We start from the raw sequence: 24615 nt of genomic DNA, 5'->3' as shown, positions 1-24615 counted from the left end.
CGGAAAAATGGCAATCCTGCTCAACCGCAGCACGCGCGTCATCGTGCAAGGTTTCACCGGCAAGATCGGCAGCTTCCATGCCGAGGACATGAAGCGCTACGGCACCAAGCTCGTCGGCGGCGTCACTCCCGGCAAGGGCGGACAGACGCATCTCGGCCTGCCGATCTTCAACACCGTCAAGGGCGCTGTGCGCGAAACCCGGGCCGAGGCCAGCATCGTCTTCGTGCCGCCGCCCTTCGCCGCCGATTCGATCATGGAGGCCGCGGATGCGGGAATAAAGCTCTGCGTCTGCATCACCGACGGCATCCCCTCGCAGGACATGATGCAGGTCAAGCGCTACATGCGCCGCTACCGCTTCGAGGACCGCATGCGGCTGGTCGGGCCGAACTGCGCCGGCATCATCACGCCGGGGCAGGCGCTGATGGGCATCATGCCCGGCTCGATCTACCTTCCCGGCCGCGTCGGCATCGTCGGCCGCTCGGGCACGCTGGGCTACGAGGCCGCCTCGCAGATGAAGGCGCTCGGCATCGGCGTCTCGACCAGCGTCGGCATCGGCGGCGATCCGATCAACGGCTCCTCCTTCAAGGACGTTCTGAAGCTGTTCGAGCAGGACGACGAAACCGACGCCGTGGTGATGATAGGCGAGATCGGCGGACCGCAGGAAGCCGAAGCCGCGATCTGGGCGCGCGACAATATGAGGAAGCCGCTGATCGCCTACATTGCCGGGCTCTCCGCCCCGAAAGGCCGCCGCATGGGCCATGCCGGCGCCATAATCTCGGCCTTCGGCGAGTCCGCGCAGGAAAAGGTCGAGATCCTGAAAGAGGCCGGCGTCATCATCGTGCCGACGCCGTCGTCCTTCGGCGATGTGGTGGCGGAGACGCTGGAGCGAACGAAGAAGGCGGCTTGAAGCGGTTTGGAACAGAGCAGACGCATCAAATTTCGGGAGGACGAGCGCAGCCTCTTGTTGCGCCTGCTGCTTCAGGTCGCAAGCGCGCGCGAGCCCGAGATCGCCGCCGTTCTGGCCGGACGCAGGTCACTTGTCTCGCTTGCGGCGGAGCAGCGCATCCCGGCGCTTCAGGCGAGCGGCGTTTGGTTCCAGTTGCTGGCGATTGCCGACGAGTTGCTTGCCATGCGGGCGCGTCGCGAACTCGAACAAGGCGCCGGTGTCGACGAAATGCCCGGCTCCTTCGGCAGTGTGATCGCGCGGATGGCGGCGAACGGCCATTCGGCGGCGGAGGTCCAGGCGAGGCTCGACGAACTCTGCGTCGGCCCGACCATGACCGCGCACCCGACCGAGGCCAAACGCGTCACGGTGCTGGAGATCCACCGACGTATCTATCGCAAGCTGACCGAGCTCGACCAGCCGCGCTGGGCGCCACGCGAACGCGACCTGCTGGTCGCCGATCTGGAAAGCGAGATCGAGCTTCTGTGGATGACAGGCGAGCTGCGGCTGGAGCGCCCAACGGTCGAACGCGAAATCGCCTGGGGGCTGCATTTCTTTCGCGAAGTCATCTTTGAGGCAACGCCGCAGCTCTATGGCAAGCTTGAAGGCGCCATCGAGCGCCACTATCCGGCGGCGCCGATCAGAATCCCCTCCTTCATGCGCTATGCCTCGTGGATCGGCGGCGACCGCGACGGCAACCCGAATGTGACGGCCGCCGTCACCGCCCATGCCCTGGCCGAATACCGCGATACCGCCATGGGCTGGTATCTGACGCAGATGCAGCGGCTGGTGACGGTGCTCAGCGCCAGTTCGAACGTCATCGACCTGCCGGCGAGCTTCAAGCCGGTGTTGCATACTGCGCTTGATAAAAGCGGACAGGCTGACGTGATCAGCGCCCGCAACCCTGACGAACCGCTTCGCCAGTTTGCTTCGGCCTTGTTTGCCCGCCTAATAGCCACGCGGGACGGCAGCGCGGCAGCGTACCCGTCGGCAGGGGGTTTCGTTCCGATTTGAACGCGCTGTCTCGCGTTCTCGAAGCAATCGGAGGGCGCGCGGTAGCCAGGCGTTTCGTCCAGCCCCTGCTTTGGCAAGTCGGAAGCTTCGGCTTCCGCACCGTCTCGCTCGACATCCGGCAGAACTCCACGGTCGTCAACCGCGTGCTGGCCGAGCTGTTTGCACTGACAAATCCCGCCGATCCGGCCGAAGCCGGCACGCCGCAATGGTCGGCGCGCATTCGCAAAGCTATCGCCGAGGGTGAGCGGCTGGAGATCGACGCCAGGCACCTCTCGCCTGAAGCAGGTGAACTGCTTTCGACATTCTCCGTCATCGCCAAGCACATCTCCAGCTCGGATCCCGACGCTGTCGGCTCTTTCGTTCTCTCGATGACCCGCTCGGTCGACGATCTGCTCGCGGTCTATCTGCTGGCACAATATTGCGGACTCTCAACCGCGCCCGCCGGCGGCACAATCAGGCTGCGGATCGTGCCATTGTTCGAGACCATCGCCGATCTGCAGGCCGCGCCGGGCATATTGAACGGATTGCTCGACGTCTCTTTGGTGAGGCGCACGGTGCGCGATTTCGGCGCGCGCCAGGAAATCATGCTTGGCTATTCGGATTCCAACAAGGACGGCGGCTTTCTCGCTTCCAATTGGGAACTGGCAAAAGCGCAAAAGCGCCTCGCTGCCGTCGGGCGCAAGCACAAGGTCAGGATCAGTTTCTTTCACGGTCGCGGCGGCTCTGTCAGCCGTGGCGGCGCGCCGACCGGCCGAGCAATCGCGGCGCAGCCGCAAGGCACCGTCACTGGCACCATGCGGGTGACCGAGCAGGGCGAGGTCGTATCGTCGAAATTCGCCAATCGCGGCACCGGCCTTAACCAGCTCGAAATTCTCGCCGCCGCCGTTCTGGCCCACAGCGTCGTATCGCCCGGAGATGTCGAACCGAAGGAAACGCCGGAGTTCTATGAGGCGCTGGAAGCGCTGGCGGGCATGTCACAGGCATCCTATGCCCGGTTGATGGCCGAGCCCGGCTTCCTCCAGTATTTCAACGAGGCGAGCCCGGTCGCGGAACTGGCGCTCCTGAAAATGGGATCACGGCCGGATCGCCGTTTCGGTGCCAGCGGCATTGCCGACCTGCGCGCCATTCCATGGGTGTTCGCCTGGAGCCAGAACCGTCATCTGCTGACCGGCTGGTATGGCATTGGCAGCGCGCTCAGCGCTTTCGTCACGGTGCGTGGCGAGGCTGGGCGCGAACTTCTGGGCCGCATGTTCGAGCACTCGCGCTTCTTTCGCCTGATCGTCGACGAGGCCGAGAAGACGCTTTACCAATCGGACATGGAGATCGCGCGGCTCTACGCCGGCCTGGTGTCCGACAGCGACGCGGCCCACCGAATCCATGCCCGCATCGCCGCTGAACACGAGTTGACGCGACGCCTGATCGGCGACCTCACGGGAGGCGATCTTTCCGAGCGCTTTCCGATGTTCAAGCGGCGTTTCGACAGTCTGCGGCGGCAGATGGACGACATCCACCGGCTGCAGGTCGATCTGCTGCGTGATGTCAGGGCAAGGACGACGGATCAAAAGCGGGCAACCGACGCCCTGCTCGTATCGATCAATTGCATCTCGTCTGGACTGGGGTGGACGGGATAGCTCGCCGGCTGGCCGAGTTACGTCAGTCACCTTGCTTCATTGTTCTGGGGCTGATTGCTGATCGCAGATCGCCGGCCTACCCGCGCCGAAGGCCTCCGCAGGGCCGCCAGTGGCGACCCAACATCCGATCAAAGCGAAACGTCTATGGGGAGCCCTCGCCCCGAAAAGGACGTGCTCGCCCGGATCACAACTGCTTGTCGGGAAATACTGGTGCGGTCGAGACGGCTCGAACTGAAATTTAGATGTTTTAAATCAGATAGTTACCTGTCGTATTTCGAAATTTTGTAGTGCAATTAGTAGTGCATTTTGTCGAGGGTTCGGTGGCTGTGAATACGCGCCACGACCCTTTTTCGAGGATCGCCGACCGAGAAACCCGGGATGCACGGATTTGGCGCCCTTCCTTCGGAGATTTGGTGGCCCGGAGGATGTCAGACGAATATCGATTTCATCGGCTTTTTCGTGGCCTGAATCTTCAAAATTCCCGCATTGTTTCGTATCATCACAGGACGAATTGACGACTGGAGGAGATCGGGGAAACGCTATCGCCTGGTCGTGTCCCATCAAGTGGTGTAGCTGGCGGTTACGAAGCCGCTCGCGAGCGCGCCGTTAGTAGCGCTGTAGCGAGTGAGCGGGGTGTCGGTGGTCATCGGCGTTTTCCGTTAGGGTTTGGTTGTTGACGCCAACCCCATTTCGGAAGGACCACCGATGACCGACGACATGATGAACCTGCGCACGCTCGTGGAGAAGACCCCGGATGCCGATCTGCTGCGCGAGATGATCGGCTTTGCCGCCGAGCGGCTGATGGAAATGGAGGTGGGCGCGGCCACCGGCGCCGGCTATGGCGAGAAGAACCCGCTGCGGCTCGCCCAGCGCAACGGCTACCGCGACCGGGACTGGGAGACGCGGGCCGGCACGGTCGAGCTGCGCATCCCGAAGCTCACTGGCTTGTCGTCACTGATGGTTGCGAGTTTCAACTTGGCCATATCAACCTCCGTATGGTTCAAGCGCGAGGTCGCGGGTCACGAGAACGCGAACGGGAAGCCCGGGTCGGATCGTAAGCGTCGGCGCCACATCGAGTTGCCGCTGAACGACCCGTTGGCCTAGATGGCTGACGCTATCGGAGGCGCCGCTGCGCAGAGCACGCACGATATCGCTGTCTTGGTCGGACGAACCGGACTGTGCGCCAACGCTCAGAACGGTCGACAACGCCGCGGCCTTGAACAACTCGCCCCAGTGATAGTCGACGCCGTCCTCAAGCCCAGCATACCCCTGCTCATCTGCGCCAGGCTGCCGCTCCAGAACGATGGAGCGTCCGTCGGGAAAGATCAGCCTGTTCCAGACGAGCAGCAAGCGACGCTGTCCCGAACGAATTCCGTTGTCGTATTGCCCAATAACACGAGTGCCTTGCGGGATGAGCAGCGAGCGGCCGGTGGGACTGTCATAGACATTCTCGGTTACCTGCGCGCTGATCTGGCCGGGCAAGTCCGACCGGATACCCGTGATGAGCGCGGCCGGGATCACGGCACCGGCTTGAAGCACATAAGGTGACGCCGGCGGTGTGACGTGATCTGACGCCACGGTCCGCCGGTCAGCGGCAGCGGACAGGAAGGCAAGCTGGCGATCCTGCGCATTTGGTTGACCGTTCTGACTGGCAAGGTTGATAACAGCAGGGGCGGACGCCTCCGCGGTCCTGGCATCTCCTTGCGCTGTCTGGAAAAAGATGCGTGAGGTTCGGGCCGCTTCCTCTTCGGCTCGCCGGCGTTGCTCGGCTTCGTCAATCGCGGCGCTGGCGGTCGCGAGAGGCACGACGGCCTGTCCCTTGTTTTGGGCATCGAGGATCGGCCTGCCGAGATCACCAGGCAACGGCGGCCCAAGGACCGGGCCGGCATAGTCGCGCGGCAGGCGCGCCAGTCCGTCAGCGGGCGGCCGATTGGAGGTCGGGTAGAGCTCTTCGCCCTGCTTGAATGTGTTGGCGTCCTGCAGGGCGTAGATCAGCGCGCCCCCGAGACCGAGCGAGGCGACGAAGCCGATGCCTGCGAGCATCTTGCGCGAAAGACGCGTCACGCGCGGCGGGTCGGCGCGAAGCCGCATGGGTTCGACGTCCATATGGTTCTCGTTCATGGCTGCAGTGCTCCCCTGTGCGTTGAGTTCGGCACCCTTGACGCGACGCTGTCGCTTGGCCTCCGCCACAACCCATCGGTTCTTCCACCATCGTTGCGGACGATCCTTACCGTCTGCTGCCGCTTGCCGGCGCCAAGACGCAGTTCGGCGGCCCCAAAAAGGCGGTCGACGATCAGGACGTTCTGATAGACGCGGCTGTTGGTGATTTCAGCCTCGCCTTCCGGACCGATGACGAAAATCGGCGGCATCTCGCCTTGCACAATGCCGCGCGGAAACTCGACGTATACCCGGCGGCCGTCGTCGTAGGCGCCGACCGGCTTCCAGGGTGGGCTGTCGCCGGTAAGGCCGTACCGATAGTTGCGCGCGGTAACGTCCGGTATGACCGGTGTTGTGGCGACGGTCTGCAGGGGTCCCGCTTTCAGGGCCGGATAGGACCACGCAACGGCAGGCATGTAGGGCTTCACGCCTGCCCGTAGCTCAAGCATATAGCTGCGCCGGTCGGTGGCGATGATAAGGTTCGTGGTGATGTCCGCGCGGGAGGGTTTTACCAGGACGTGGATGCGCCGCGCGACGCCGGACCCGCTTTCCGTGTCGCCGATAATCCAGCGCGCGGTGTCACCGGCCGCGATCGGACCGTCTCCCGTCAGACTTTCGCCCGGCTCGAGCGCGATGTCCGTTATCTGGCCAGGCGCGGCGTAGACCTGATAGAGCGCTCCTTCGCTCCATGGGTAGATCTGGATGGCGTTGTAGTAGCCCTCGCGGCGCGGCTCCACGCGCGCTGCCGCGTTTGCGTTCTCGACGCGCGCGGCCGGTGTTTCGCCGATGGCGCCGCCCCGCGCGGGTGCCCAGCCTGGTGGCACGCGAAGAGGTTTCGGCCGTTCGTCTTTCGCGGCGGCCGGAGCCGGCGGCAAAGGGGGAACATAGGAATCGTAGCTGATCTTGGGCGGCTTCTTCGGCGCCATGGCGCAGTTCGCGAGGAGCGTGGTTCCCGAGACCAGCATGGCCGGTAGCAGCCATCTTGCGAGACTTGGGCCAGCGACAAGACGCAATCTCGGGCTCATTGGCTCATCTCCCGCGACCAGTTGATGGCGTTGACGTAAATGCCAAGGGGATTGGCGCGAAGCCGTTCGGCGTCGTTTGGCATCTGCGTCACGATCGTCAGGATCGCGGTCCAGCGCTCGGTGCCTGAGAGCTGGCCGTTTTCGTAGTGGTGCTCGATCCAGGCGACACGGAAGGAGTTTGGCGAGGCTCTGATGACCGAAGAGATCTCCACCGCGACCTGCTGCTTGCGGACCTTGGAGAAAGGATCGTCAGCGCGAGCATAGTCGTTGAGCGCCGCAGCACCCTGGTCGGTGGTCCATTCATAGGCGCGCAGCCAGTCCTGGCGCAGGATGATTGGGTCGGCTGGAACAGAGCGCACCTGCTCGATAAAGCGGGCGAGATGCCACGCGATCTGCGGATCGGTTGGCTTGTAGTCGGCGATCGCGGGCGCGGTCGCTTGAGCCTGGCCGAGCCTATCGACCTGCACGACCCAGGGCACCACGGTACCGCGGCCCAATTGCCAGACCAGTGAAGTGGCCAGCCCCGCCGACAGGATCAGCGACCCGAACGCCATGGCGCGCCAGTTTCGTGCCTGCACGCGGGCGGAGCCGATGCGCTCATCCCAGATCTGCTGCGCCTTTTGATAAGGGGTTTCCGGTCGAGGGGTCTTGCCGTAGTGGACGGCGGGGCGCCGAAAGATGTTCATGGGTCATTCGCCTTCAGAAAGAGAAATCGAGGCTCCGCCGCCGTGGCTGTCGCCGGCGCGCACCGCGTGTGCGGCGGTCTGGGCGCCGTGCGCGAGGCGCTGTGAGCGATGCATGCGCCTGGCCCATTCGGGCTGTTCTTGAGTGCCGGGCGGCTTGCCCGCGGCGGGCGGAGGAGCCGCGGCTGACACCGCGGCGCCTCCGATCGTTCCCATGGTCGAAGAGCCCCCGGTGATTTCAGCGGCTGAATTGGCGGCGGTTGCGAAGCTCGACTTGAGCGATTGACCGGTGTTGGCGGCAGCGCGCTTGAGTGGGGAGGCTGCCGCCGAGGCGCCTGCGCGCGCAATCCCGCCCAAGCCGGAGGCGATGCCTGCCGCGCCAGCTTGGCCAGCGGCGCCAAGCGTATAAGCGGCCGAACCGCCGCCAGCGAGTGAGGCCCCGCCACGCGCGGCTGACGCCGCTCCCGAGAATGCGGCTGTCCCGCCTCGCGCCGCCAGGCCGGCTGCGCCATAACCTGCAACCGCCAAGCCGCCCGCGGCAAGGCCAGTGCCGACGGCCGCACCGGCGCCAAGCTGCGGTCCACCCGCGACGAGGCCGTTGGCGATGCCGGGACCGAAGATGCCGAGGCCAAGCAGCGAGAGCGCCGCCAGCACGATCGCCATGGCCTGGTCGATGGTGGGGTTCTCGCCGCCGAAGCCTTGCGTGAATTCGCCGAAGAGCGTCGATCCGATGCCGATGACCACGGCAAGCACCAGAACCTTGATGCCGGACGAGATGACGTTGCCGAGCACGCGCTCGGCCATGAAGGCCGTCTTGCCGAAGAGGCCGAAAGGGATCAGCACGAAGCCGGCCAGCGTCGCCAGCTTGAACTCGATCAGGGTCACAAAGAGCTGCACCGCCAAGATGAAGAAGGCGAGCAGGACGAGCGCCCAGGCGAAGAGCAGGCAAGCGATCTGGAGTTTTCAAAGAAGGAGATGTAGCCCATCAAGCCGGAGATCGCCTCAAGCAATGGTCGTCCCGCGTCGAGGCCGGTTTGCGCTACCTTGCCGGGGTGTAGCAGGTCCTGTGCCGAGAAACCGGTTCCACTCGCCTTGAGACCAAGACCGGAGAAACTATCGAAGACGATTTGGGCCAGGCTGTTCCAGTTGGAGATCAGGTAGGCGAAGACGCCGACGAAGAGCGTCTTCTTGACGAGCCGCGCGAGGATGTCGTCATCGGCGCCCCAGCTCCAGAAAAGCGCGGCGAGCGTCACGTCGATGACGATCAACGTGGTGGCGACGAAGGCGACCTCGCCGCCGAGCAGGCCGAAGCCGCTGTCGATGTAGCGGGTGAAGGTGGCCAGGAAATGGTCGATGACGCCGGTATTGCCCATGTCTATCGGGCCTCGCGCAGGGCGGCATCAGGCGACTGCGAAACGGCCGGCTCGCTTATCGAACTCCGGGACGGCTTTTCGAGGCCGAGGAAGCGATGGCGCTGTTCGGCCCACAGCCGCGCACATCCCTCGTCACGCAGAGCAGCCGCGCCGAGGGCCCGGCAGCGGCGCAGGCGGTCACGAAGCGGATTCGGCGCCGAGGCCGCCGGTGTGTGCGGGCCCTCCCCTACCCGCTTGTCTTCCTTCCGGCTCATCTCGAGCGCGGTCGCCGCGACGGCGACCGCGACGAAGACGACGGCCACGAGGCGAGCGAGGGCTTTGCCGTCCATGGCCATGACCCTCAGCGGTTGAACATTTGAACGTCGCCGGCCTGATACCCGGAGCCAGGGGTCAGGAAGCGGCGGCGTTGCTCGCGGCCCTGGTCGACCGCGGCGGCACGTTCAGCTTCGGTCAGCGCCTGGGCGCGACCGTTGGCGGCTACCACGGCGGTCAGGTCCGCAAGCTGCTGGCCCTGAAGCGCAAGCAACTGATTGCCGGCTTGCGTTGCCTGCAGCGCACCGGTCGCCGATTGGCTGGCGCCGACCAACGCCGACATCTGCGCGCGACCGGTCTCGATATTTCCGACGACGCCCGCCTGGATGCGCATGGCGTCCTGGAGACCGCCTACCGTGTTTTGCCAGCGCGAACGCGCGTCCGTGACGAGCTGCTGGTCGGAAGCGGAGAGTGAGGCGCTGCCGTATTGCTGCTGAAAGGCCTTGTCGACCTGCTGGACGTCGAAGGCGATGTTCTGTGCCTCGCCGAGAAGCTGTTGCGTGCGCTGCACCGACTGTTGCAGTTGCTGGAGCGAGGACAAAGGCAGGCTCGCCAGGTTGCGCGCCTGGTTGATCAGCATCTGGGCCTGGTTCTGAAGCGAGGTGATCTGGTTCGTGATCTGCTGCAGCGAACGCGCGGCCGTCAGGACATTCTGGGAATAGTTCGACGGATCAAACACGATGAAGGCATGCGCTGCCGCAGTCATCATCGGCGAGATCGCGACCGGCGCGGCGAGCATCGCCGCGGCCAGCAGAAGGGCGCGCCGGCGGCTTTGACGAATAGTCATTGTTGGGGATCCTTTTCAGGTTCAGGGGCGGTGAGATCGGGAATGAGGTCGGCGGCCCAGCCGACATCGCGGGCACGCAGCCAGGCTGACAGGAAGTCGTCGCGGCCGTGCTCGGCGATGATGCTGCCGATCAGGGCCTGATCGCTCTTCGAGGACGCGGCGCAAAGTGCCAGCCCGACCTCGGACAGGCCGAGCTCGAAGAGACGGTTGCCGCGACGCGACTGGCAGTAATAATCGCGCTTGGGTGTCGCTCGCGCCAGGATCTCGATCTGGCGGTCGTTCAGGCCGAAGCGGCGATAGATGGCGGTAATTTGCGGCTCAATGGCGCGTTCATTGGGCAACAGCAGCCGGGTCGGACAGCTTTCGATGATCGCCGGCGCGATAGCCGAATTGTCGATGTCGGAGAGTGACTGGGTGGCGAAGACGACGCTGGCATTCTTCTTGCGAAGCGTCTTCAGCCACTCGCGCAACTGCCCGGCGAACGCGTCATCGTCGAGGGCAAGCCAGCCTTCGTCGATGATGAGCAGTGTCGGACGACCGTCGAGCCGGTCGCCGATGCGATGAAACAGATAGGATAGGACGGCCGGCGCGGCCTGCGTGCCCACCAGACCCTCGATTTCGAACGCCTGCACGGATGCCTGGCCGAGGTGTTCGGCCTCTGCGTCGAGCAGCCGGCCGTGAGGGCCGCCAACACAGTAAGGACGAAGCGCCTGTTTCAGGTCATTGGCTTGCAAAAGCACGCTGAGCCCGGTGATGGTGCGCTCCTCGACCGGAGCCGAAGCCAGCGACGTCAGCGCCGCCCAGATATGCTCCTTTGCGTCCGGGGTGATCACGATGCCCTCGCGCGTCAGGATCGCGACGATCCAGTCAGCCGCCCAAGCGCGCTCGTACGTGTCATGAACGCGGGCGAGCGGCTGCAGCGAAACGGAGGCGTCCATGCCTTCGGTAAGATGACCGCCGAGATCGTGCCAGTCGCCGCCCATGGCTAGCGTCGCCGCCCGAATCGAGCCGCCGAAGTCGAAGGCGAAGATCTGAGCATTGCGGTAGCGGCAAAATTGCAGGGCCATCAGCGCCAGCAGAACCGACTTGCCAGCGCCGGTGGGGCCGACGACCAGCGTGTGGCCAACATCGCCGACGTGAAGGACCAACCGGAACGGGGTCGAGCCTTCGGTCTTGCCATAAAGCAAGGGAGGACTGACCAGATGCTCGTCCCGTTCCGGCCCCGCCCACACGGCAGAGAGGGGGATCATGTGGGCGAGATTGAGCGTTGAGATCGGCGGCTGGCGGACGTTGGCATAGGCGTGCCCTGGCAAGGAGCCGAGCCAGGCGTCGACGGCGTTGACGGTCTCGACAATCGCCGTGAAGTCGCGGCCCTGGATGACTTTCTCGACGAGCCGCAGTTTCTCGTCGGCCACGCGCGGGTCGGAATCCCATATGGCGACGGTCGCGGTGACATAGGCCATCCCCGCCATGTCGGCGCCGAGCTCCTGCAGCGCCGTATCGGCGTCGGCCGCCTTGTTGGCGGCGTCGGTGTCGAGCAGTGCTGATGCCTCGTTGGTCATCACCTCCTTCAGGATCAAGGCGATACTCTTGCGCTTGGCGAACCATTGCCGCCGTATCCTGGTCAACAGGCGGACAGCGTCGACCTTGTCGAGCAGGATCGCGCGGGTCGACCAGCGGTACGGGAAGGCCAACCTATTGAGGTCGTCAAGCAGGCCGGGTGTCGTGGCGGTCGGGAAGCCGACGATGGTGAGCACGCGAAGATGCTTGTCGCCAAGCCGCGGTTCGAGCCCGCCGGCGAGCGGCTCGTCGGCCAGCAGCGCATCGAGATAGATCGGGGTCTCGGGGACGCGCACCTGATGGCGTTTGGTGGAGACCGTCGTGTGCAGGTAGGTCAGCGTTTGGCCGTCATCGAGCCAGTGGCATTCCGGCATGAACCCGTCGAGCAGGGACAGCACGCGCTCTGTCCGGTCGACAAAGGCGCGCATGATCTCACCCGGATCCGCGCCCGACTGGTCGCGGCCCTCATAAAGCCATCCCTCGGCGCGCGTGGCGTCTTCGGGCGGCGGCAGGAACAGGAATGTGAGAAAGTAGCTCGATACGAAATGAACTCCTTCCTCGTCGAAGTCGGCTTTGCGCTCGGCGTCGAGCAGGCCGGAGGCCGCATTGGGAAACTGGCTTTCGGGATAGGAAGCCGCTTCGTGCCGCTGTGCTTCAACGAAGATGCTCCAACCCGAGCCGAGGCGACGGAAGGCATTGTTGATGCGCGATGCCACCGCAACAAGTTCCGCCGCCACGGCGGAGTCGAGATCGGGCCCGCGAAACCTCGCGGTGCGCTGAAAGCTGCCGTCCTTGTTGAGCACGACGCCCGGCGCGACGAGAGCGACCCAAGGCAGATAGTCGGCAAGGCGGGCAGCCGTCCGGCGGTATTCGGCAAGGCTCATCATAACGACGCCCTCAAACCGACAGATGTCCGGGCAGCCGCAGGTGCCGGCGTCCGACCTCGAAAAACAGCGGATCGCGCCTGGCAGCCCACACCGCCATGACATGTCCGATTGCCCAGATGAGAAGACCGACCAGCCAGAGCCGCAGCCCAAGACCGACAGCGCCAGCCAGCGTGCCATTCAGGATCGCGATTCCGCGCGGCGCGCCGCCAAGCAGGATCTGCTCGGTCAGGGCCCGATGGACGGGCACCGACCACCCCGGCACCGCGTCGAATTGTTCGAAAGCTGCTGTCATGAGATCAACGCTCCGCCGCCGAACGAGAAGAACGACAGGAAGAAACTCGACGCCGCGAAGGCGATCGAAAGGCCGAAAACGATCTGGATCAACCGCCTGAAACCGCCCGAACTGTCGCCGAAGGCCAGCGTCAGGCCGGTGACGATGATGATGATGACGGCGATGATCTTCGACACCGGTCCCTCGACCGACTGCAGGATTTTTTCGAGCGGCTGTTCCCACGGCATCGAGGAGCCCGAGGCATGGGCGTTCGACACGACCAGGAGATTGACGGCTAGGGCGACGGCTCCTGCGTCATATTGCCGTGGCAGTGTGCAAGGAGGCGGATCATGAGGTTTCTCCTGGGTTGGTGGGCTTGGCTTCAGCAATGCGATAATCGCCGTCGGGGCCGAGACCCTCGATCCGAACGAGTTCGCTAAGCCGCCGCGCGGCGCCACGTCCGGACAGGACAGCCACAAGGCCGATCGTGTCGGCGATCAACGCACGCGGGACAGTGACGACGGCTTCCTGGATAAGCTGCTCAAGGCGGCGCAGAGCGCCAATACCGGACCCCGCATGAAGGGTGCCGATACCGCCGGGATGCCCTGTGCCCCATGCCTTCAAGAGGTCCAGGGCCTCGGCGCCGCGCACTTCGCCGATTGGGATGCGATCAGGCCGCAGGCGCAGCGAGGAACGAACCAGGTCGGAGAGCGTGGCGACGCCATCCTTGGTGCGCATTGCGACAAGGTTGGGCGCGGCGCATTGCAGTTCGCGGGTGTCCTCGATGATGACGACCCGATCCATCCCTTTCGCCACTTCGGCGAGCAGCGCGTTGGTGAGGGTCGTCTTGCCGGTCGATGTGCCACCGGCAACGAGGATGTTAGCGCGGCCAGCAACCGCGGCGCGCAACATCGCGGCCTGGCCAGAAGTCATGATGCCCGCCGCGACATAGTCATCGAGCGTGAACACGGCGACCGCAGGTTTGCGGATCGCGAAAGCCGGCGCGGCGACCACGGGCGGCAGCAGGCCTTCGAAACGCTCGCCGGTTTGCGGCAATTCGGCCGAGACGCGCGGGGAACGGGAATGGACCTCAGCGCCGACATGATGGGCGACCAGGCGCACAATCCGCTCGCCAGCGGTAGGCGCGAGCATTTCCCCCGTATCGGCCAAACCTTCCGAAAGCCGATCCACCCAGATCCGGCCATCCGGGTTCAGCATAACCTCAACGATCGCGGGATCGTCTAGGAACCGGGCGATGGCGGGTCCGAGCGCGGTCCGCAGCATACGCGAGCTGCGCGCGCGTCCCTCGGTATCGTTATGCGAGATAGCCATCCTGTCCCCGCTTGGGCCGGGAACACGTCGAACTGTCCCCGGGTCGGGGACGATCAAAGCCTTGGAGCAGTCCGATTCAACGCGTTTCAGCCGCCGTCGTAGCGTAGCGCGCAAATACCGGCGAACGGCGTCGCCGCAGGCCGTGGCGGTCTACGGCGACGCATTGCGCCATTCACCGCAAATGCGTGCAATATAAACTTCCGCAATACTATGTCCATGTTTATTGACACCCGACTCCCACCGGGTTTAAGAGAGAGCCATCGATCGCCTGGCCGTACAGCCGATCGTCCTTTTCACGGCGCGGAGGATAGCCATGAGGTCCGGTCCAGAGGGCGCGATTTCTCAACGCAACGCCGCCTTCCTCAGGCACGCCGAAACGATACTGACATCGTCGTCACCCGCGTCGACAAAGAGGGGTGGCACCCCGTGAGCATGCTGGACATCTGGCTGGGCATTCTGCAGGGGCTGGGTATCACCGCACAGGTCACAGCCTGCGGCCTGGTCTTCGCGGTCCCCTTCGCGCTCGTTTTCGGCGTCGCGCAGTTTCTGACCACCGGTATAGCGCGCTTTCTGGTTACCGCCGTGATCGAATTCTGGCGCAGCTCCGCGGTCGTCGTCCTGCTTTTCGTCTTTTACTACGTGCTGCCGGTCGTGGGCGTCACTCTATCGGCGCTGACCGTCAGTGCATTGGTGCTCGGCCTCAATAGCGGCGGCTATGCCAGCCAGGCGGTGCGCGCCGGGCTCCAATCTCTTCCTGCCGGCCAGCGCGAGGCAGGCATGGCGCTCGGCCTCTCGCGCCCGGCGATCCTGCTTCTGATCGAGCTCCCCCAGGCGTTGGTCGCCATGAGTCCCACCTTCGTCAACAACCTTATTCAGCTCGTCAAGGCGACTTCCCTTGTCTCGTTGGTCACGTTGACGGACATGACGTTCCGCGCCAAGGAAATCTCGCAGACCGAATACGACCCGGTCGCGATCTATTCGGCGCTGCTGCTAGCCTTCTTCGTCGTCTGTTATCCGATCGCACTCGCCGGACGCTGGCTCGAGAAGCGGGTCAATCCCGAAAGAGGAACGCCTCGTGGGATTTAACCTCGATTTCGCACTCTCGACCATCCCGACCATAATCGGCGCGATAGGGAATACCCTGCTCGCCACGGTCTTGAGTTGCCTCGGTGCGTCGGCGCTTGGCTTCACTTTCGAAATGATCCGCCGCGGGGGCGGAGCGCCTGGCCTCGCCGTGCGCTTCCTGATCGACTTCATCCGCTCAACGCCGGTCCTGGCCTGGCTCTATTTCCTGTATTTCGTCATGCCCTTCTACGGGATCCGCCTTGGCGCCATGACGGTGGGCATACTGGGGCTGAGCCTGTACTACAGCGGTTATCTGGCGGAGGTGTTCAAGGCGGGCATCGACGCAATTCCAAGCGGCCAGCTGGAAGCAGCCAGAGCCTTGTCGCTCACCCGCCGCGATACGATCATTTTCATCATCGGACCGCAAATGCTGCGCAACATCGCCGCGCCGCTCGGCAACTACCTGGTTTCGATCCTCAAGGCGACGCCTTATCTCGCGATCCTGGCCGTGCCGGAAATGCTCGGGCGCGCCTTCGATATCGCTTCCGAGACCTATCGTTACGCGGAGCCGCTGACCGTCGCCGGCGTTCTGTTTCTCGCCCTGGCGCTGATCGTTTCTTATGGCGTGAAGTGCATCGAGCAGCGTCTGCTTGCAGCTGGACGTCGCTGATGCTCGCTCAAGCCCCAATCTCCACCGCTCAATCCTTCCCCCTTGTGCGGATCGACGGCCTCAACAAGTGGTTCGGTGCCCTGCAGGTTTTGACAGACATCGATCTGACGGTACGAGCGGGCGCACGCGTCGTCGTTTGCGGACCGTCCGGGTCCGGCAAGTCGACATTGATCCGCTGCATCAACGGTCTCGAACCTTTCCAGAAGGGAACGATCCAGTTCGAAGCGATAACTCTGGGAAAAGATGCTCGCGATACCGCGCGGGCGCGCCGACAGACAGGTATGGTCTTCCAGAGCTTCAATCTCTTTCCGCACCTCACCGTGCTCGCCAACTGCACGCTGGCGCTGCGCCGGGTTCTCCTGAAACCGGCGCGCGAGGCCGAAGAGATCGCCATACAGCATTTGACGACGGTGCACATCCCCGAAAAGGCGCATGCCTACCCGGCCCAGCTCTCGGGCGGTCAACAACAGCGAGCGGCGATCGCGCGCGCTCTCTGCCTCAATCCCCGCATCATGCTGTTCGATGAACCCACCTCGGCGCTTGACCCGGAAATGATCAAGGAAGTCCTGGACGTGATCATCGCGTTGGCGGGAACCGGCGTGACCATGGTCTGCGTGACCCATGAAATGGGTTTTGCACGCGAAGTCGCGGACGAGATCGTTTTCATGGACGAAGGCCGCATTGTCGAGCATGCCTCTTCCAATGACTTTTTCTCTAGAGCCGCTCACCCACGCGCCCGGCTGTTCCTCGATACCATCCTGAGCCATTGAGGGCAGATGCCTGTGACCCGGCGTGCCGGCCAAGAGCTCGGACGGACGCCAACACGCGTCCGGCAGGTGCCGGACGCGCCAAGCAGGTTACCACTCCGGCGCGAACGCGTAGCCTGCGGAGCGGACGGTCCTGATCACATCGCTTCCCACGGATGCCCGAAGCCTTTTGCGCAGCCTTGCTATATGAACGTCGACGCCCCGCACATCAGTTGCGGCGGCATGTTCAGGCCATGCGGTCGCGACCAGTTCCTCGCGGCTGAAAACCTTGCCTGGTTTTGCCAAAAGGCTTCGCAAAAGCTTGAACTCGATCGGCGGCATGACAATCTCGTTTTGCTTGAAGAATGTCCGGTGGGTCTGTCGCTCGAGCCGAAAATCGCCATGCACCACATCTCCCGAGTCCGTTTCGCGCGATAGCTTCGCAAGATCCGCTTTGCCATGCAGCCAGGTCAGCAGCTGTTCGGGCGCAAACGGCCGCGAAAATATCTCGTCGACGCCAGCCTTGATCAGTTCGAGGTGCAGCTTGCCGGAACGGGGAGCGACGAGGGCTGCGATGGGGATGCCTCCCGTCGCTTCGCTCGATTTCAGCGACAGGCACTGTTTGGCGATTTTGCCGTCGCCGGGTTGACAGTCCAGGATAACGGCAAGCGGCGCCGCCGCCTTGATGACACGTGCGATTTCCTTGTCTGCCGTGATCAGTCGGGTTTCGAAGCCGGCAACCGAGAGGATGTGGCCGAAAACCAGGAAGAAATCCGGGTCCTTTGAGGAGATCAGGGCCAGTGGCTTCATGCGTCCATCAACCGAATCCGAGGCACCATGGGCGCAAACGGCCACTCTGTCTGATTTTTCGCCATTTTTTATGTAACATCAAATCGGTAGAAGCTGCCGAGTGCACACGAATTTACGCCAGAATGCGACAATTTTCGCCACTTTTCGATCTCTCGTCGCACACGGAGCGCACACGAATATATGGCCACCTACCCAAAGCTCTCGTCCGGTTCCTGGCGTGTCCAAGTTCGTCGCAAAGGTCACTACGTCAGTGGGACCACCTTCCTGCGCCGAGACGACGCGCGTCGCTGGGCGACCGAAACCGAGCGCTTAGTCGAACGCGGTGAGTCGCCGACCAAGTCCCGTATAGCGCGCCTTAAAACTTTCGGCGCCTCATCGACCTTCATATCGACGACATGAGCGATGTAGGCAAGTCCCCTCGCCGCTCCAAGGCCGCAGCCCTCAATATGCTCCAATGACATCTGGGGAAGATCATCCGCCACGTTTTCGGGGCGCGCGTCCAGGCGGACGACAAGCATGACTTACAAGGTTGGAATTCTCGCCTTCGACTCGTTGGTCGGCGACCCGAGCAAGGATCTCGGAGCTCAAATCATCGTACGCCTCCGGCGAGGGCCGCCTTGCGCGAACATGGGCCGGTAGCGAGGCTGCGCTCTTACGGTCGTCCTTACGAGCGGAGTTCGCAGCACAGCCATGAGCCAGATGACGATATTGACCGGGCCCGAACGCCGTCGTCGTTGGAGTGAAGAGGATCAGTGCCGGATACTGGCCGCAGCATTCGCGCCGAGGGCCACAGTGGCAGCGGCGGCGCGTCAGTACGATGTCGCGACCAGCCTGATCTATAAGTGGCGCCGCACGTTAGGCCCCGGGAAACGGGCTTTGCCGAAGTTGTCGTGGTTCGCGATGAGCCTGCCGCCGCTTCGGTGCCGGCGCCACCAGCCGTGATCGAGCTGGAGATCGCCGGCAAGGTGCGGCTGCGGATTCCGCTGACCACGCCGCCGACCCTTGCGGCGGCGATGGTGAAGGCGCTGGGCGTATCATGATCCCGGTTCCGAGCCAGGTGCATATCTGGTTGGCGGTCGGCCGGACCGATATGCGTGGTGGGATGCAAGGCCTCGCTCTGCAGGCCCAGGAGACGTTGGGCCGGGATCCGCATGCCGGTGATCTATATGTCTTCCGCGGCCGCAACGGCAATCTGATCAAGACTATCTGGCATGATGGGCTCGGCATGTCGCTGTATGCAAAACGGCTCGAGAAGGGCCGGTTTCTATGGCCGCCGCCGGCGGACGGCACGGTTTCCATATCACCGGCGCAGCTCGCCTACATGCTCGACGGGATCGATTGGCGCAACCCGCGCCACACGTTCCGCCCGCGGCGCGCGGGCTGAGTTTTTCTTTGATTTTGCGCCATTTTCCGCGAGTCAGCGGACGCGTTTTATGATTCACTCCAGGGCATGGTTGCCACCGCCCAGGATGCTGTTCCGGACGATATCGGCGCGCTGAGAGCAGCGCTGAGCGCGGCGCTGGCCAGAGCCGAAGACGAGGCCGCGCGCGCTGCGCTGGTCGAGGCCGAACTGGCGGTCGCCAGGGCCAAGGCATCGGATGATGCGGCGCTGATCGCACATCAGGACCTGACGATCCGGGAGCTGCAGCGGCCGCTGCACGGTCAGAGTTCTGAAGGCTCAGCCCGCCTGCACGACCAGATGGAGCTCACCTTCGAGGAACTCGAGAGCACGGCGACGGAATACGAGATCGCCGCCGCACAAGCCGCGGCCCGGACCACCGAGGTGGCGCCTTATGTGCGCAAGCGACCGGCGCGCCAGCCATTTCCCGAGCATCTGCCACGCGAGCGCGTGGTCGAGCCGGCGCCGACCGCTTGCGACTGCTGCGGCGGTCACCGGCTGCGCAAGCTGGGTGAGGACATCACCGAGACGCTGGAGGTGGTGCCACGGCAATGGAAGGTGATCCAAGACGTGCGGGAGAAGTTCACCTGCCGCGACTGCGAGGCGATCAGCCAGGCTCCGGCGCCGTTGCACGCCACCCCACGCGGCTGGGCCGGTCCCGGCCTACTGGGGATGATCCTGTTCGAGAAGTTCGGCCAGCATCAGCCGCTCAACCGCCAGGCTGAACGCTATGCCCGCGAAGGCGTGCCGCTCAGCCTGTCGACGCTCGCCGACCAGGTCGGCGCCGGCGGCGCGGCGCTGATGCCGCTGTTCAAGCGGCTCGAAGCCCATGTGCTGGCCGCTTCACGTCTGCACGGCGACGACACGACGGTGCCAGTCCTGGCCAAGGGCAAGACCGATACCGGCCGATTATGGACCTATGTGCGCGATGACCGACCGTTCGGCGGCGCCGATCCGCCGGCGGCAGTGTTCTACAATTCCCGCGATCGGTTATGGCGATCTCTATGCGTCGGGTCGTCAGCCGGCGCCTGTTCTGGAAGCCAGCTGCTGGGCCCACAGCCGGCCCAAAGTGTTCGAGCTGGCCGATATCGAAGCGGCGGCGCGCAAGAAGGCGCGTGGCGACAAGCTCAAACCTGGTCCATCCGCTAGCGGTTGAAGCCGTGAAGCGCATCGATGCCTTATTCGATATCGAGCGCGCGATCAACGGCATGTCGCCAGGCCAACGCCACGCCGCGCGCCAGGAGCGGAGCCTGCCACTGATCACCGAGCTCAAGCGCTGGATGATCGAGACACGCGACAAGCTCTCCCGCGGACACGATCTGACCAAGGCCTTCAACTACATGCTGCGCCGCTGGTCATCCTTCACCCGGTTCCTGGACGATGGGCGGATTTGTCTGTCGAACAATGCAGCCGAGCGAGCCCTGCGCCGCATCGCTCTCGGCAGAAAGTCATGGCTGTTCTGCGGTTCCGATCGCGGCGGACAGCGCGCTGCCGTTCTCTACAGCCTGATCGTCAGCGCCAAGATGAATGATATCGACCCGCGGTCCTGGCTCGCCGACTTCCTCGCCCGACTGCCCGCCTATCCGGCCCATCGGATCGATGATTTGCTGCCATGGAATTGGAGATCCGCAAAACTGCGGACTCAACCAGCGGCGGCCTGATATGCAGCGCAATAAGGTGCATCACGTTCACACCGTCGAACGTGTCGCCAGGGACCTCGGCGTCAGCGAAGAGCTCATCCAGGACCTGACGCTCGGTCTCGAGCCCGAGGACGGCGTCATCTGGGTCTACGGGCCAACGATGACGACGGGATCTTGGCCTTCACCGATGAAGGCATCGAGGAGGTCGAACTCCTCCCCGAAGATATCATCGCGTCTCCCCATCGAAAGCTTGACCTCAGCACTGCGGTGTCATGGCCGCCGGATACGAACGCCTGCGGTCTTCACCGGATGAGTACAAATCATCGCGACCATTCCGTGTAAAACGCCGGTGCCAACTCGTTGACCGCGAAGCCTAGCGAGGGAAGGTCTGCGCTAGGCTAGGGCAGTTTGTGTTGAAGACTGGCTGTTTGGGTCCGGCTGATCGTCGCCCACGACGATTGTGTGCCAGTCCAACAATAAAGCCGTCTCGATTGTTCAGATCGAGACGGCCGGTGATTTATGGCAAAATTGGTTGCGGGGACAGGATTTGAACCTGTGACCTTCAGGTTATGAGCCTGACGAGCTACCGGGCTGCTCCACCCCGCGTCAACCGTTGGACGTAAGCCGAGGCCTACAGATAGTAAGGATGTCCACCAAATGAAAGGGCCGCTTAGAGCGGCCCGAGGTTTCCCGTTGGCGGGCCATGTGCAGAGAAGATTTCATCACATCGACCCAAAAATCGGCTTCGATTTTTGGAAAGTACGATGTGACACGTAAACGTGCGTTTAGCAGACCTGGCAGCGACCTACTCTCCCGCGTCTTGAGACGAAGTACCATCAGCGCTGGAGCGTTTCACGGCCGAGTTCGGAATGGGATCGGGTGCAGCCGCTCCGCCATAACCACCAGGTCGGCAAAACGCACGTTGTTCGAGAAGCTGTTTTCTGTGCCAAGGCGACGTTTGCAGTTTGCCTTCGGGCGAAGCCCGCAAGCACGACTGCGCGTCGCCGGTTTTACCGGCGCCCTCGCGGAGCATAGGCCCCGAAGGGGCCGCTCATGCGTGAGCGCTGGCTAAACATCTGACTTCAGGCGACAATCCTTTGGATTGCGCCGAAATGGACATTAGGAATGAGAACGATCAAGCCGATCGAACTATTAGTACCGGTAAGCTTCAAGCGTTGCCGCTCTTCCACACCCGGCCTATCAACGTGGTCGTCTTCCACGGTTCTCAGGGAATACTCGTTTTAAGGTGGGTTTCCCGCTTAGATGCCTTCAGCGGTTATCCCGTCCGGATATAGCTACCCTGCTATGCGGCTGGCGCCACAACAGGTCCACCAGAGATCCGTCCATCCCGGTCCTCTCGTACTAGGGACAGATCCTTTCAATATTCCTACACCCACGGCAGATAGGGACCGAACTGTCTCACGACGTTCTGAACCCAACTCACGTACCGCTTTAAATGGCGAACAGCCATACCCTTGGGACCTGCTCCAGCCCCAGGATGCGATGAGTCGACATCGAGGTGCCAAACAACCCCGTCGATATGGACTCTTGGGGGTCATCAGCCTGTTATCCCCGGCGTACCTTTTATCCGTTGAGCGATGGCCCTTCCACGCGGGACCACCGGATCACTATGACCGACTTTCGTCTCTGCTCGACTTGTCAGTCTCGCAGTCAGGCAGGCTTATGCCATTGCACTCAGCGAACGATTTCCGACCGTTCTGAGCCCACCATCGCGCGCCTCCGTTACTCTTTAGGAGGCGACCGCCCCAGTCAAACTACCCACCATACATTGTCCCGGACCCGGATAACGGGCCGCGGTTAGACATCCATAGTAATAAGGGTGGTATTTCAAGGGTGGCTCCACCTGAGCTGGCGCCCAGGTTTCAAAGCCTACCACCTATCCTACACATGCCACTACGAATGCCAATGTAAAGCTATAGTAAAGGTGCACGGGGTCTTTCCGTCTAACCGCAGGAACCCCGCATCTTCACGGGGAATTCAATTTCACTGAGTCTATGCTGGAGACAGCGGGGAAGTCGTTACGCCATTCGTGCAGGTCGGAACTTACCCGACAAGGAATTTCGCTACCTTAGGACCGTTATAGTTACGGCCGCCGTTTACTGGGGCTTCGATTCAGAGCTTGCACCCCTCCTCTTAACCTTCCAGCACCGGGCAGGCGTCAGACCCTATACGTCGTCTTGCGACTTCGCAGAGCCCTGTGTTTTTGATAAACAGTCGCTACCCCCTGGTCTGTGCCACCCTCCTCTACTTGCGTAGAAAAGGGTCACGCTTCTTCCGAAGTTACGCGTGCAATTTGCCGAGTTCCTTCAGCATAGTTCTCTCAAGCGCCTTGGTATACTCTACCAGACCACCAGTGTCGGTTTCGGGTACGGTTTATAAGGAGGAGCTATTTCCTGGAACCACGCAGCAGCCCGTTCAATCCGATAAGATTGGACTACCTCAATGATCCGTCACTACCTCCAAGCCCACGAATATTAACGTGGTTCCCATCGACTACGCGTTTCCGCCTCGTCTTAGGGGCCGGCTAACCCTGCTCAGATTAGCTTTAAGCAGGAACCCTTGGTCTTTCGGCGGGGGAGTCTCTCACTCCCCTTACGTTACTCATGTCAGCATTCGCACTTCTGATACCTCCACCACCCCTCACGGGTATGGCTTCATCAGCTTACAGAACGCTCCGCTACCGCTTGGCCCTTGCGGACCAAACCCTAAGCTTCGGTGTATGGCTTTAGCCCCGTTACATTTTCGGCGCAAAGACCCTTATTTAGACCAGTGAGCTGTTACGCTTTCTTTAAATGATGGCTGCTTCTAAGCCAACATCCTGGTTGTTTTGGGATCCTCACATCCTTTCCCACTTAGCCATAACTTGGGGACCTTAGCTGTAGGTCAGGGTTGTTTCCCTTTTCACGACGGACGTTAGCACCCGCCGTGTGTCTGCCGACTAGTACTCCCAGGTATTCGGAGTTTGGTTAGGTTTGGTAATCCGGTGAGGACCCCTAGCCCATCCAGTGCTCTACCCCCTGGGGTATTCGGTCGACGCTCTACCTAAATAGATTTCGCGGAGAACCAGCTATTTCCGAGTTTGATTGGCCTTTCACCCCTAGCCACAAGTCATCCCGAACTATTGCAACAGTTATGGGTTCGGTCCTCCAGTAAGTGTTACCTTACCTTCAACCTGCTCATGGCTAGATCACTCGGTTTCGGGTCTAATGCGACGAACTGAACGCCCTGTTCAGACTCGCTTTCGCTGCGCCTACACCTACCGGTTTAAGCTTGCTCGTCACACTAAGTCGCTGACCCATTATACAAAAGGTACGTGGTCACCCTTGCGGGCTCCCACTGTTTGTAGGCAATCGGTTTCAGGTACTCTTTCACTCCCCTTGTCGGGGTGCTTTTCACCTTTCCCTCACGGTACTAGTTCGCTATCGGTCATGCACGAGTACTTAGGCTTGGAGGGTGGTCCCCCCAATTTCAGACAGGATTTCACGTGTCCCGCCTTACTCGAGGACGATTGATTGCATTACGCGTACGGGGCTGTCACCCACTATGGCCCTACTTTCCAGAAGGTTCCGCTTGTCTCTCAATCGCCACTGGCCTGGTCCGGGTTCGCTCGCCACTACTTCCGGAGTCTCGGTTGATGTCCTTTCCTACGGGTACTTAGATGTTTCAGTTCCCCGCGTTCGCCACTTTATCCCTATGTATTCAGGATAAGTTACCTATAACAGATACTTGGAAACCACAGCAGCAAGCCTGCGCGACCTCGAAGAGATCGTCGCCTCACGCGCAATCCTTGCGGATTTTTGCGTCAGTCACCCTGCTGCTCTGATTTTCCAAGTACCTTAGGTGGGTTTCCCCATTCGGAAATCTACGGATCAAAGGGTATTCGCACCTCCCCGTAGCTTATCGCAGCGTATCACGTCCTTCATCGCCTGTGCATGCCAAGGCATCCACCAATTGCCCTTAAGACACTTGATCGTTCTCATTGCCAATGCCCACCGCGCAATCCGAAGGATTGTCGCTTCAGCCAAACCCTTGCGAGGTTAGCAGCCGCGCAATCCGAAGGGATTGTCGCCACGCGATCTCGAAGAGATCGTCGCGTCAGCCAAATCCTGTGCAGGACCCAGCTTGATGTCATTGGCACAAAAAGACCAGCTTCTCGAGATCGGTTCGAGGGCGCGGTTAGGCAAACCCATCATATGCAAGGGATTGAGCGTCCCTTGCGACAAATCACGACCCTTGCGGCTCATGAAGTTCGAACAAATCTTCTCTTTACGATGTCAAACAGAACAGGC

19 protein-coding genes, 1 tRNA gene, 2 rRNA genes and 3 pseudogenes are annotated in these 24615 nt (G+C 62.3%); 11 read left to right on the top strand and 14 right to left on the bottom strand.

Annotated features, from left to right (window positions below):
• Positions 1–7 precede the first annotated feature (7 nt).
• The 4 genes and pseudogenes from sucD to FJ970_RS16670 all read left to right on the top strand — a co-directional run.
• Positions 8–907 carry a succinate--CoA ligase subunit alpha gene (gene sucD, locus FJ970_RS16680; protein ID WP_127871573.1) on the top strand — a complete coding sequence of 300 codons (900 nt, stop codon included), beginning with the start codon at positions 8–10 and terminating at the stop codon, positions 905–907.
• A gap of 6 nt (positions 908–913) precedes the next feature.
• Complete coding sequence (locus FJ970_RS33655) at positions 914–1957, top strand: phosphoenolpyruvate carboxylase (RefSeq protein ID WP_265336174.1); 1044 nt, start codon at positions 914–916, stop codon at positions 1955–1957.
• Positions 1954–3588: a phosphoenolpyruvate carboxylase gene (locus FJ970_RS33650; RefSeq protein ID WP_265336173.1), complete on the top strand. Its 1635-nt coding sequence runs from the start codon at positions 1954–1956 to the stop codon at positions 3586–3588. Before FJ970_RS33655 ends, FJ970_RS33650 begins: the two co-directional genes overlap by 4 nt.
• A 705-nt stretch (positions 3589–4293) precedes the next feature.
• A pseudogene (locus tag FJ970_RS16670) lies at positions 4294–4527 on the top strand (transposase); the annotation flags it as partial.
• 45 nt (positions 4528–4572) lie between these two features.
• Here the strand turns inward: FJ970_RS16670 and FJ970_RS16665 are convergent.
• The 10 genes and pseudogenes from FJ970_RS16665 to trbB form a co-directional block, all read right to left on the bottom strand.
• A complete protein-coding gene (locus FJ970_RS16665) occupies positions 4573–5709 on the bottom strand; it encodes a TrbI/VirB10 family protein (protein WP_140758193.1) in 1137 nt (378 codons plus the stop codon).
• Positions 5706–6770, bottom strand: a complete 1065-nt coding sequence (gene trbG, locus FJ970_RS16660; protein WP_140758192.1) for a P-type conjugative transfer protein TrbG — start codon at positions 6768–6770, stop codon at positions 5706–5708. The genes FJ970_RS16665 and trbG overlap by 4 nt, the downstream gene beginning before the upstream one ends.
• Positions 6767–7456, bottom strand: a complete 690-nt coding sequence (trbF, locus tag FJ970_RS16655) for a conjugal transfer protein TrbF (protein WP_140758191.1) — start codon at positions 7454–7456, stop codon at positions 6767–6769. The genes trbG and trbF overlap by 4 nt, the downstream gene beginning before the upstream one ends.
• A gap of 3 nt (positions 7457–7459) precedes the next feature.
• A pseudogene (gene trbL, locus FJ970_RS16650) lies at positions 7460–8826 on the bottom strand (P-type conjugative transfer protein TrbL).
• 2 nt (positions 8827–8828) lie between these two features.
• Positions 8829–9155, bottom strand: coding sequence for a putative entry exclusion protein TrbK-alt (trbK-alt, locus tag FJ970_RS16645; protein WP_140758190.1), 327 nt, complete (start codon positions 9153–9155; stop codon positions 8829–8831).
• Between the two features lie 11 nt (positions 9156–9166).
• On the bottom strand, positions 9167–9925 hold the full coding sequence (gene trbJ, locus FJ970_RS16640) for a P-type conjugative transfer protein TrbJ (RefSeq protein ID WP_140758189.1): 759 nt from the start codon (positions 9923–9925) through the stop codon (positions 9167–9169).
• Positions 9922–12372: a conjugal transfer protein TrbE gene (gene trbE, locus FJ970_RS16635; RefSeq protein ID WP_140758188.1), complete on the bottom strand. Its 2451-nt coding sequence runs from the start codon at positions 12370–12372 to the stop codon at positions 9922–9924. The genes trbJ and trbE overlap by 4 nt, the downstream gene beginning before the upstream one ends.
• A gap of 10 nt (positions 12373–12382) precedes the next feature.
• The gene (locus tag FJ970_RS16630) at positions 12383–12664 is read right to left on the bottom strand and encodes a VirB3 family type IV secretion system protein (RefSeq protein WP_140758187.1); all 282 of its coding nucleotides are present in this window, start codon (positions 12662–12664) and stop codon (positions 12383–12385) included.
• The gene (locus FJ970_RS16625; protein WP_140758304.1) at positions 12661–12975 is read right to left on the bottom strand and encodes a TrbC/VirB2 family protein; all 315 of its coding nucleotides are present in this window, start codon (positions 12973–12975) and stop codon (positions 12661–12663) included. Before FJ970_RS16625 ends, FJ970_RS16630 begins: the two co-directional genes overlap by 4 nt.
• A 16-nt stretch (positions 12976–12991) precedes the next feature.
• Positions 12992–13975 carry a P-type conjugative transfer ATPase TrbB gene (gene trbB / locus FJ970_RS16620; protein ID WP_140758305.1) on the bottom strand — a complete coding sequence of 328 codons (984 nt, stop codon included), beginning with the start codon at positions 13973–13975 and terminating at the stop codon, positions 12992–12994.
• 426 nt (positions 13976–14401) lie between these two features.
• Here trbB and FJ970_RS16615 point away from each other — a divergent pair, with 426 nt between their 5' ends.
• From FJ970_RS16615 to FJ970_RS16605, 3 genes are read left to right on the top strand one after another with little or no spacing between them, the layout of a single operon-like run.
• Positions 14402–15061 carry an amino acid ABC transporter permease gene (locus FJ970_RS16615; RefSeq protein WP_140758186.1) on the top strand — a complete coding sequence of 220 codons (660 nt, stop codon included), beginning with the start codon at positions 14402–14404 and terminating at the stop codon, positions 15059–15061.
• Complete coding sequence (locus tag FJ970_RS16610) at positions 15051–15710, top strand: amino acid ABC transporter permease (protein ID WP_140758185.1); 660 nt, start codon at positions 15051–15053, stop codon at positions 15708–15710. Before FJ970_RS16615 ends, FJ970_RS16610 begins: the two co-directional genes overlap by 11 nt.
• Positions 15710–16480, top strand: a complete 771-nt coding sequence (locus tag FJ970_RS16605) for an amino acid ABC transporter ATP-binding protein (RefSeq protein WP_140758184.1) — start codon at positions 15710–15712, stop codon at positions 16478–16480. The genes FJ970_RS16610 and FJ970_RS16605 overlap by 1 nt, the downstream gene beginning before the upstream one ends.
• A gap of 87 nt (positions 16481–16567) precedes the next feature.
• On the opposite strand, the gene FJ970_RS16600 is transcribed toward FJ970_RS16605, so the two are convergent.
• Positions 16568–17266: a winged helix-turn-helix transcriptional regulator gene (locus FJ970_RS16600; protein ID WP_140758183.1), complete on the bottom strand. Its 699-nt coding sequence runs from the start codon at positions 17264–17266 to the stop codon at positions 16568–16570.
• Positions 17267–17956: 690 nt separating this feature from the next.
• Between FJ970_RS16600 and FJ970_RS33915 the strand changes: the two genes are divergently transcribed.
• From FJ970_RS33915 to tnpC, 4 genes and pseudogenes are all read left to right on the top strand, one after another.
• Entirely contained in the window at positions 17957–18208 is a 252-nt protein-coding gene (locus FJ970_RS33915) for a transposase (protein ID WP_415752006.1), read from the top strand.
• On the top strand, positions 18157–18306 hold the full coding sequence (locus tag FJ970_RS16590; protein WP_227792220.1) for a hypothetical protein: 150 nt from the start codon (positions 18157–18159) through the stop codon (positions 18304–18306). The genes FJ970_RS33915 and FJ970_RS16590 overlap by 52 nt, the downstream gene beginning before the upstream one ends.
• On the top strand, positions 18303–18650 hold the full coding sequence (gene tnpB / locus FJ970_RS16585) for an IS66 family insertion sequence element accessory protein TnpB (protein ID WP_140758182.1): 348 nt from the start codon (positions 18303–18305) through the stop codon (positions 18648–18650). Before FJ970_RS16590 ends, tnpB begins: the two co-directional genes overlap by 4 nt.
• Before the next feature lie 66 nt (positions 18651–18716).
• Positions 18717–20326: pseudogene (gene tnpC, locus FJ970_RS16580) on the top strand (IS66 family transposase).
• Between the two features lie 508 nt (positions 20327–20834).
• On the opposite strand, the gene FJ970_RS16575 reads toward tnpC, so the two are convergent.
• The 3 genes from FJ970_RS16575 to FJ970_RS16565 form a co-directional block, all read right to left on the bottom strand.
• A tRNA-Met gene (locus FJ970_RS16575) sits at positions 20835–20911 on the bottom strand.
• 186 nt (positions 20912–21097) lie between these two features.
• Positions 21098–21212, bottom strand: a 5S ribosomal RNA gene (gene rrf, locus FJ970_RS16570).
• Positions 21213–21436: 224 nt separating this feature from the next.
• Positions 21437–24298 (bottom strand): 23S ribosomal RNA (locus FJ970_RS16565).
• Positions 24299–24615: the final 317 nt, after the last annotated feature.

The organism is Mesorhizobium sp. B2-1-8 (assembly GCF_006442545.2).
GTDB lineage: Bacteria > Pseudomonadota > Alphaproteobacteria > Rhizobiales > Rhizobiaceae > Mesorhizobium.
The sequence above is the reverse complement of the archived record's forward strand: the minus strand, read 5'-3'. Positions and strand labels throughout refer to the sequence as shown.

Coding starts and splice junctions, on each gene's coding strand:
- sucD (WP_127871573.1), top strand. CDS start 8: ATGGCAATCCTGCTCAACCGCAGCACGCGCGTCATCGTGCAAGGTTTC.
- trbK-alt (WP_140758190.1), bottom strand. CDS start 9,155: ATGGACGGCAAAGCCCTCGCTCGCCTCGTGGCCGTCGTCTTCGTCGCG.
- tnpB (WP_140758182.1), top strand. CDS start 18,303: ATGATCCCGGTTCCGAGCCAGGTGCATATCTGGTTGGCGGTCGGCCGG.
- FJ970_RS16665 (WP_140758193.1), bottom strand. CDS start 5,709: ATGAACGAGAACCATATGGACGTCGAACCCATGCGGCTTCGCGCCGAC.
- trbB (WP_140758305.1), bottom strand. CDS start 13,975: ATGGCTATCTCGCATAACGATACCGAGGGACGCGCGCGCAGCTCGCGT.
- FJ970_RS16600 (WP_140758183.1), bottom strand. CDS start 17,266: ATGAAGCCACTGGCCCTGATCTCCTCAAAGGACCCGGATTTCTTCCTG.
- FJ970_RS33915 (WP_415752006.1), top strand. CDS start 17,957: ATGAGCCAGATGACGATATTGACCGGGCCCGAACGCCGTCGTCGTTGG.
- trbE (WP_140758188.1), bottom strand. CDS start 12,372: ATGATGAGCCTTGCCGAATACCGCCGGACGGCTGCCCGCCTTGCCGAC.
- FJ970_RS16630 (WP_140758187.1), bottom strand. CDS start 12,664: ATGACAGCAGCTTTCGAACAATTCGACGCGGTGCCGGGGTGGTCGGTG.
- trbF (WP_140758191.1), bottom strand. CDS start 7,456: ATGAACATCTTTCGGCGCCCCGCCGTCCACTACGGCAAGACCCCTCGA.
- FJ970_RS16605 (WP_140758184.1), top strand. CDS start 15,710: ATGCTCGCTCAAGCCCCAATCTCCACCGCTCAATCCTTCCCCCTTGTG.
- trbG (WP_140758192.1), bottom strand. CDS start 6,770: ATGAGCCCGAGATTGCGTCTTGTCGCTGGCCCAAGTCTCGCAAGATGG.
- trbJ (WP_140758189.1), bottom strand. CDS start 9,925: ATGACTATTCGTCAAAGCCGCCGGCGCGCCCTTCTGCTGGCCGCGGCG.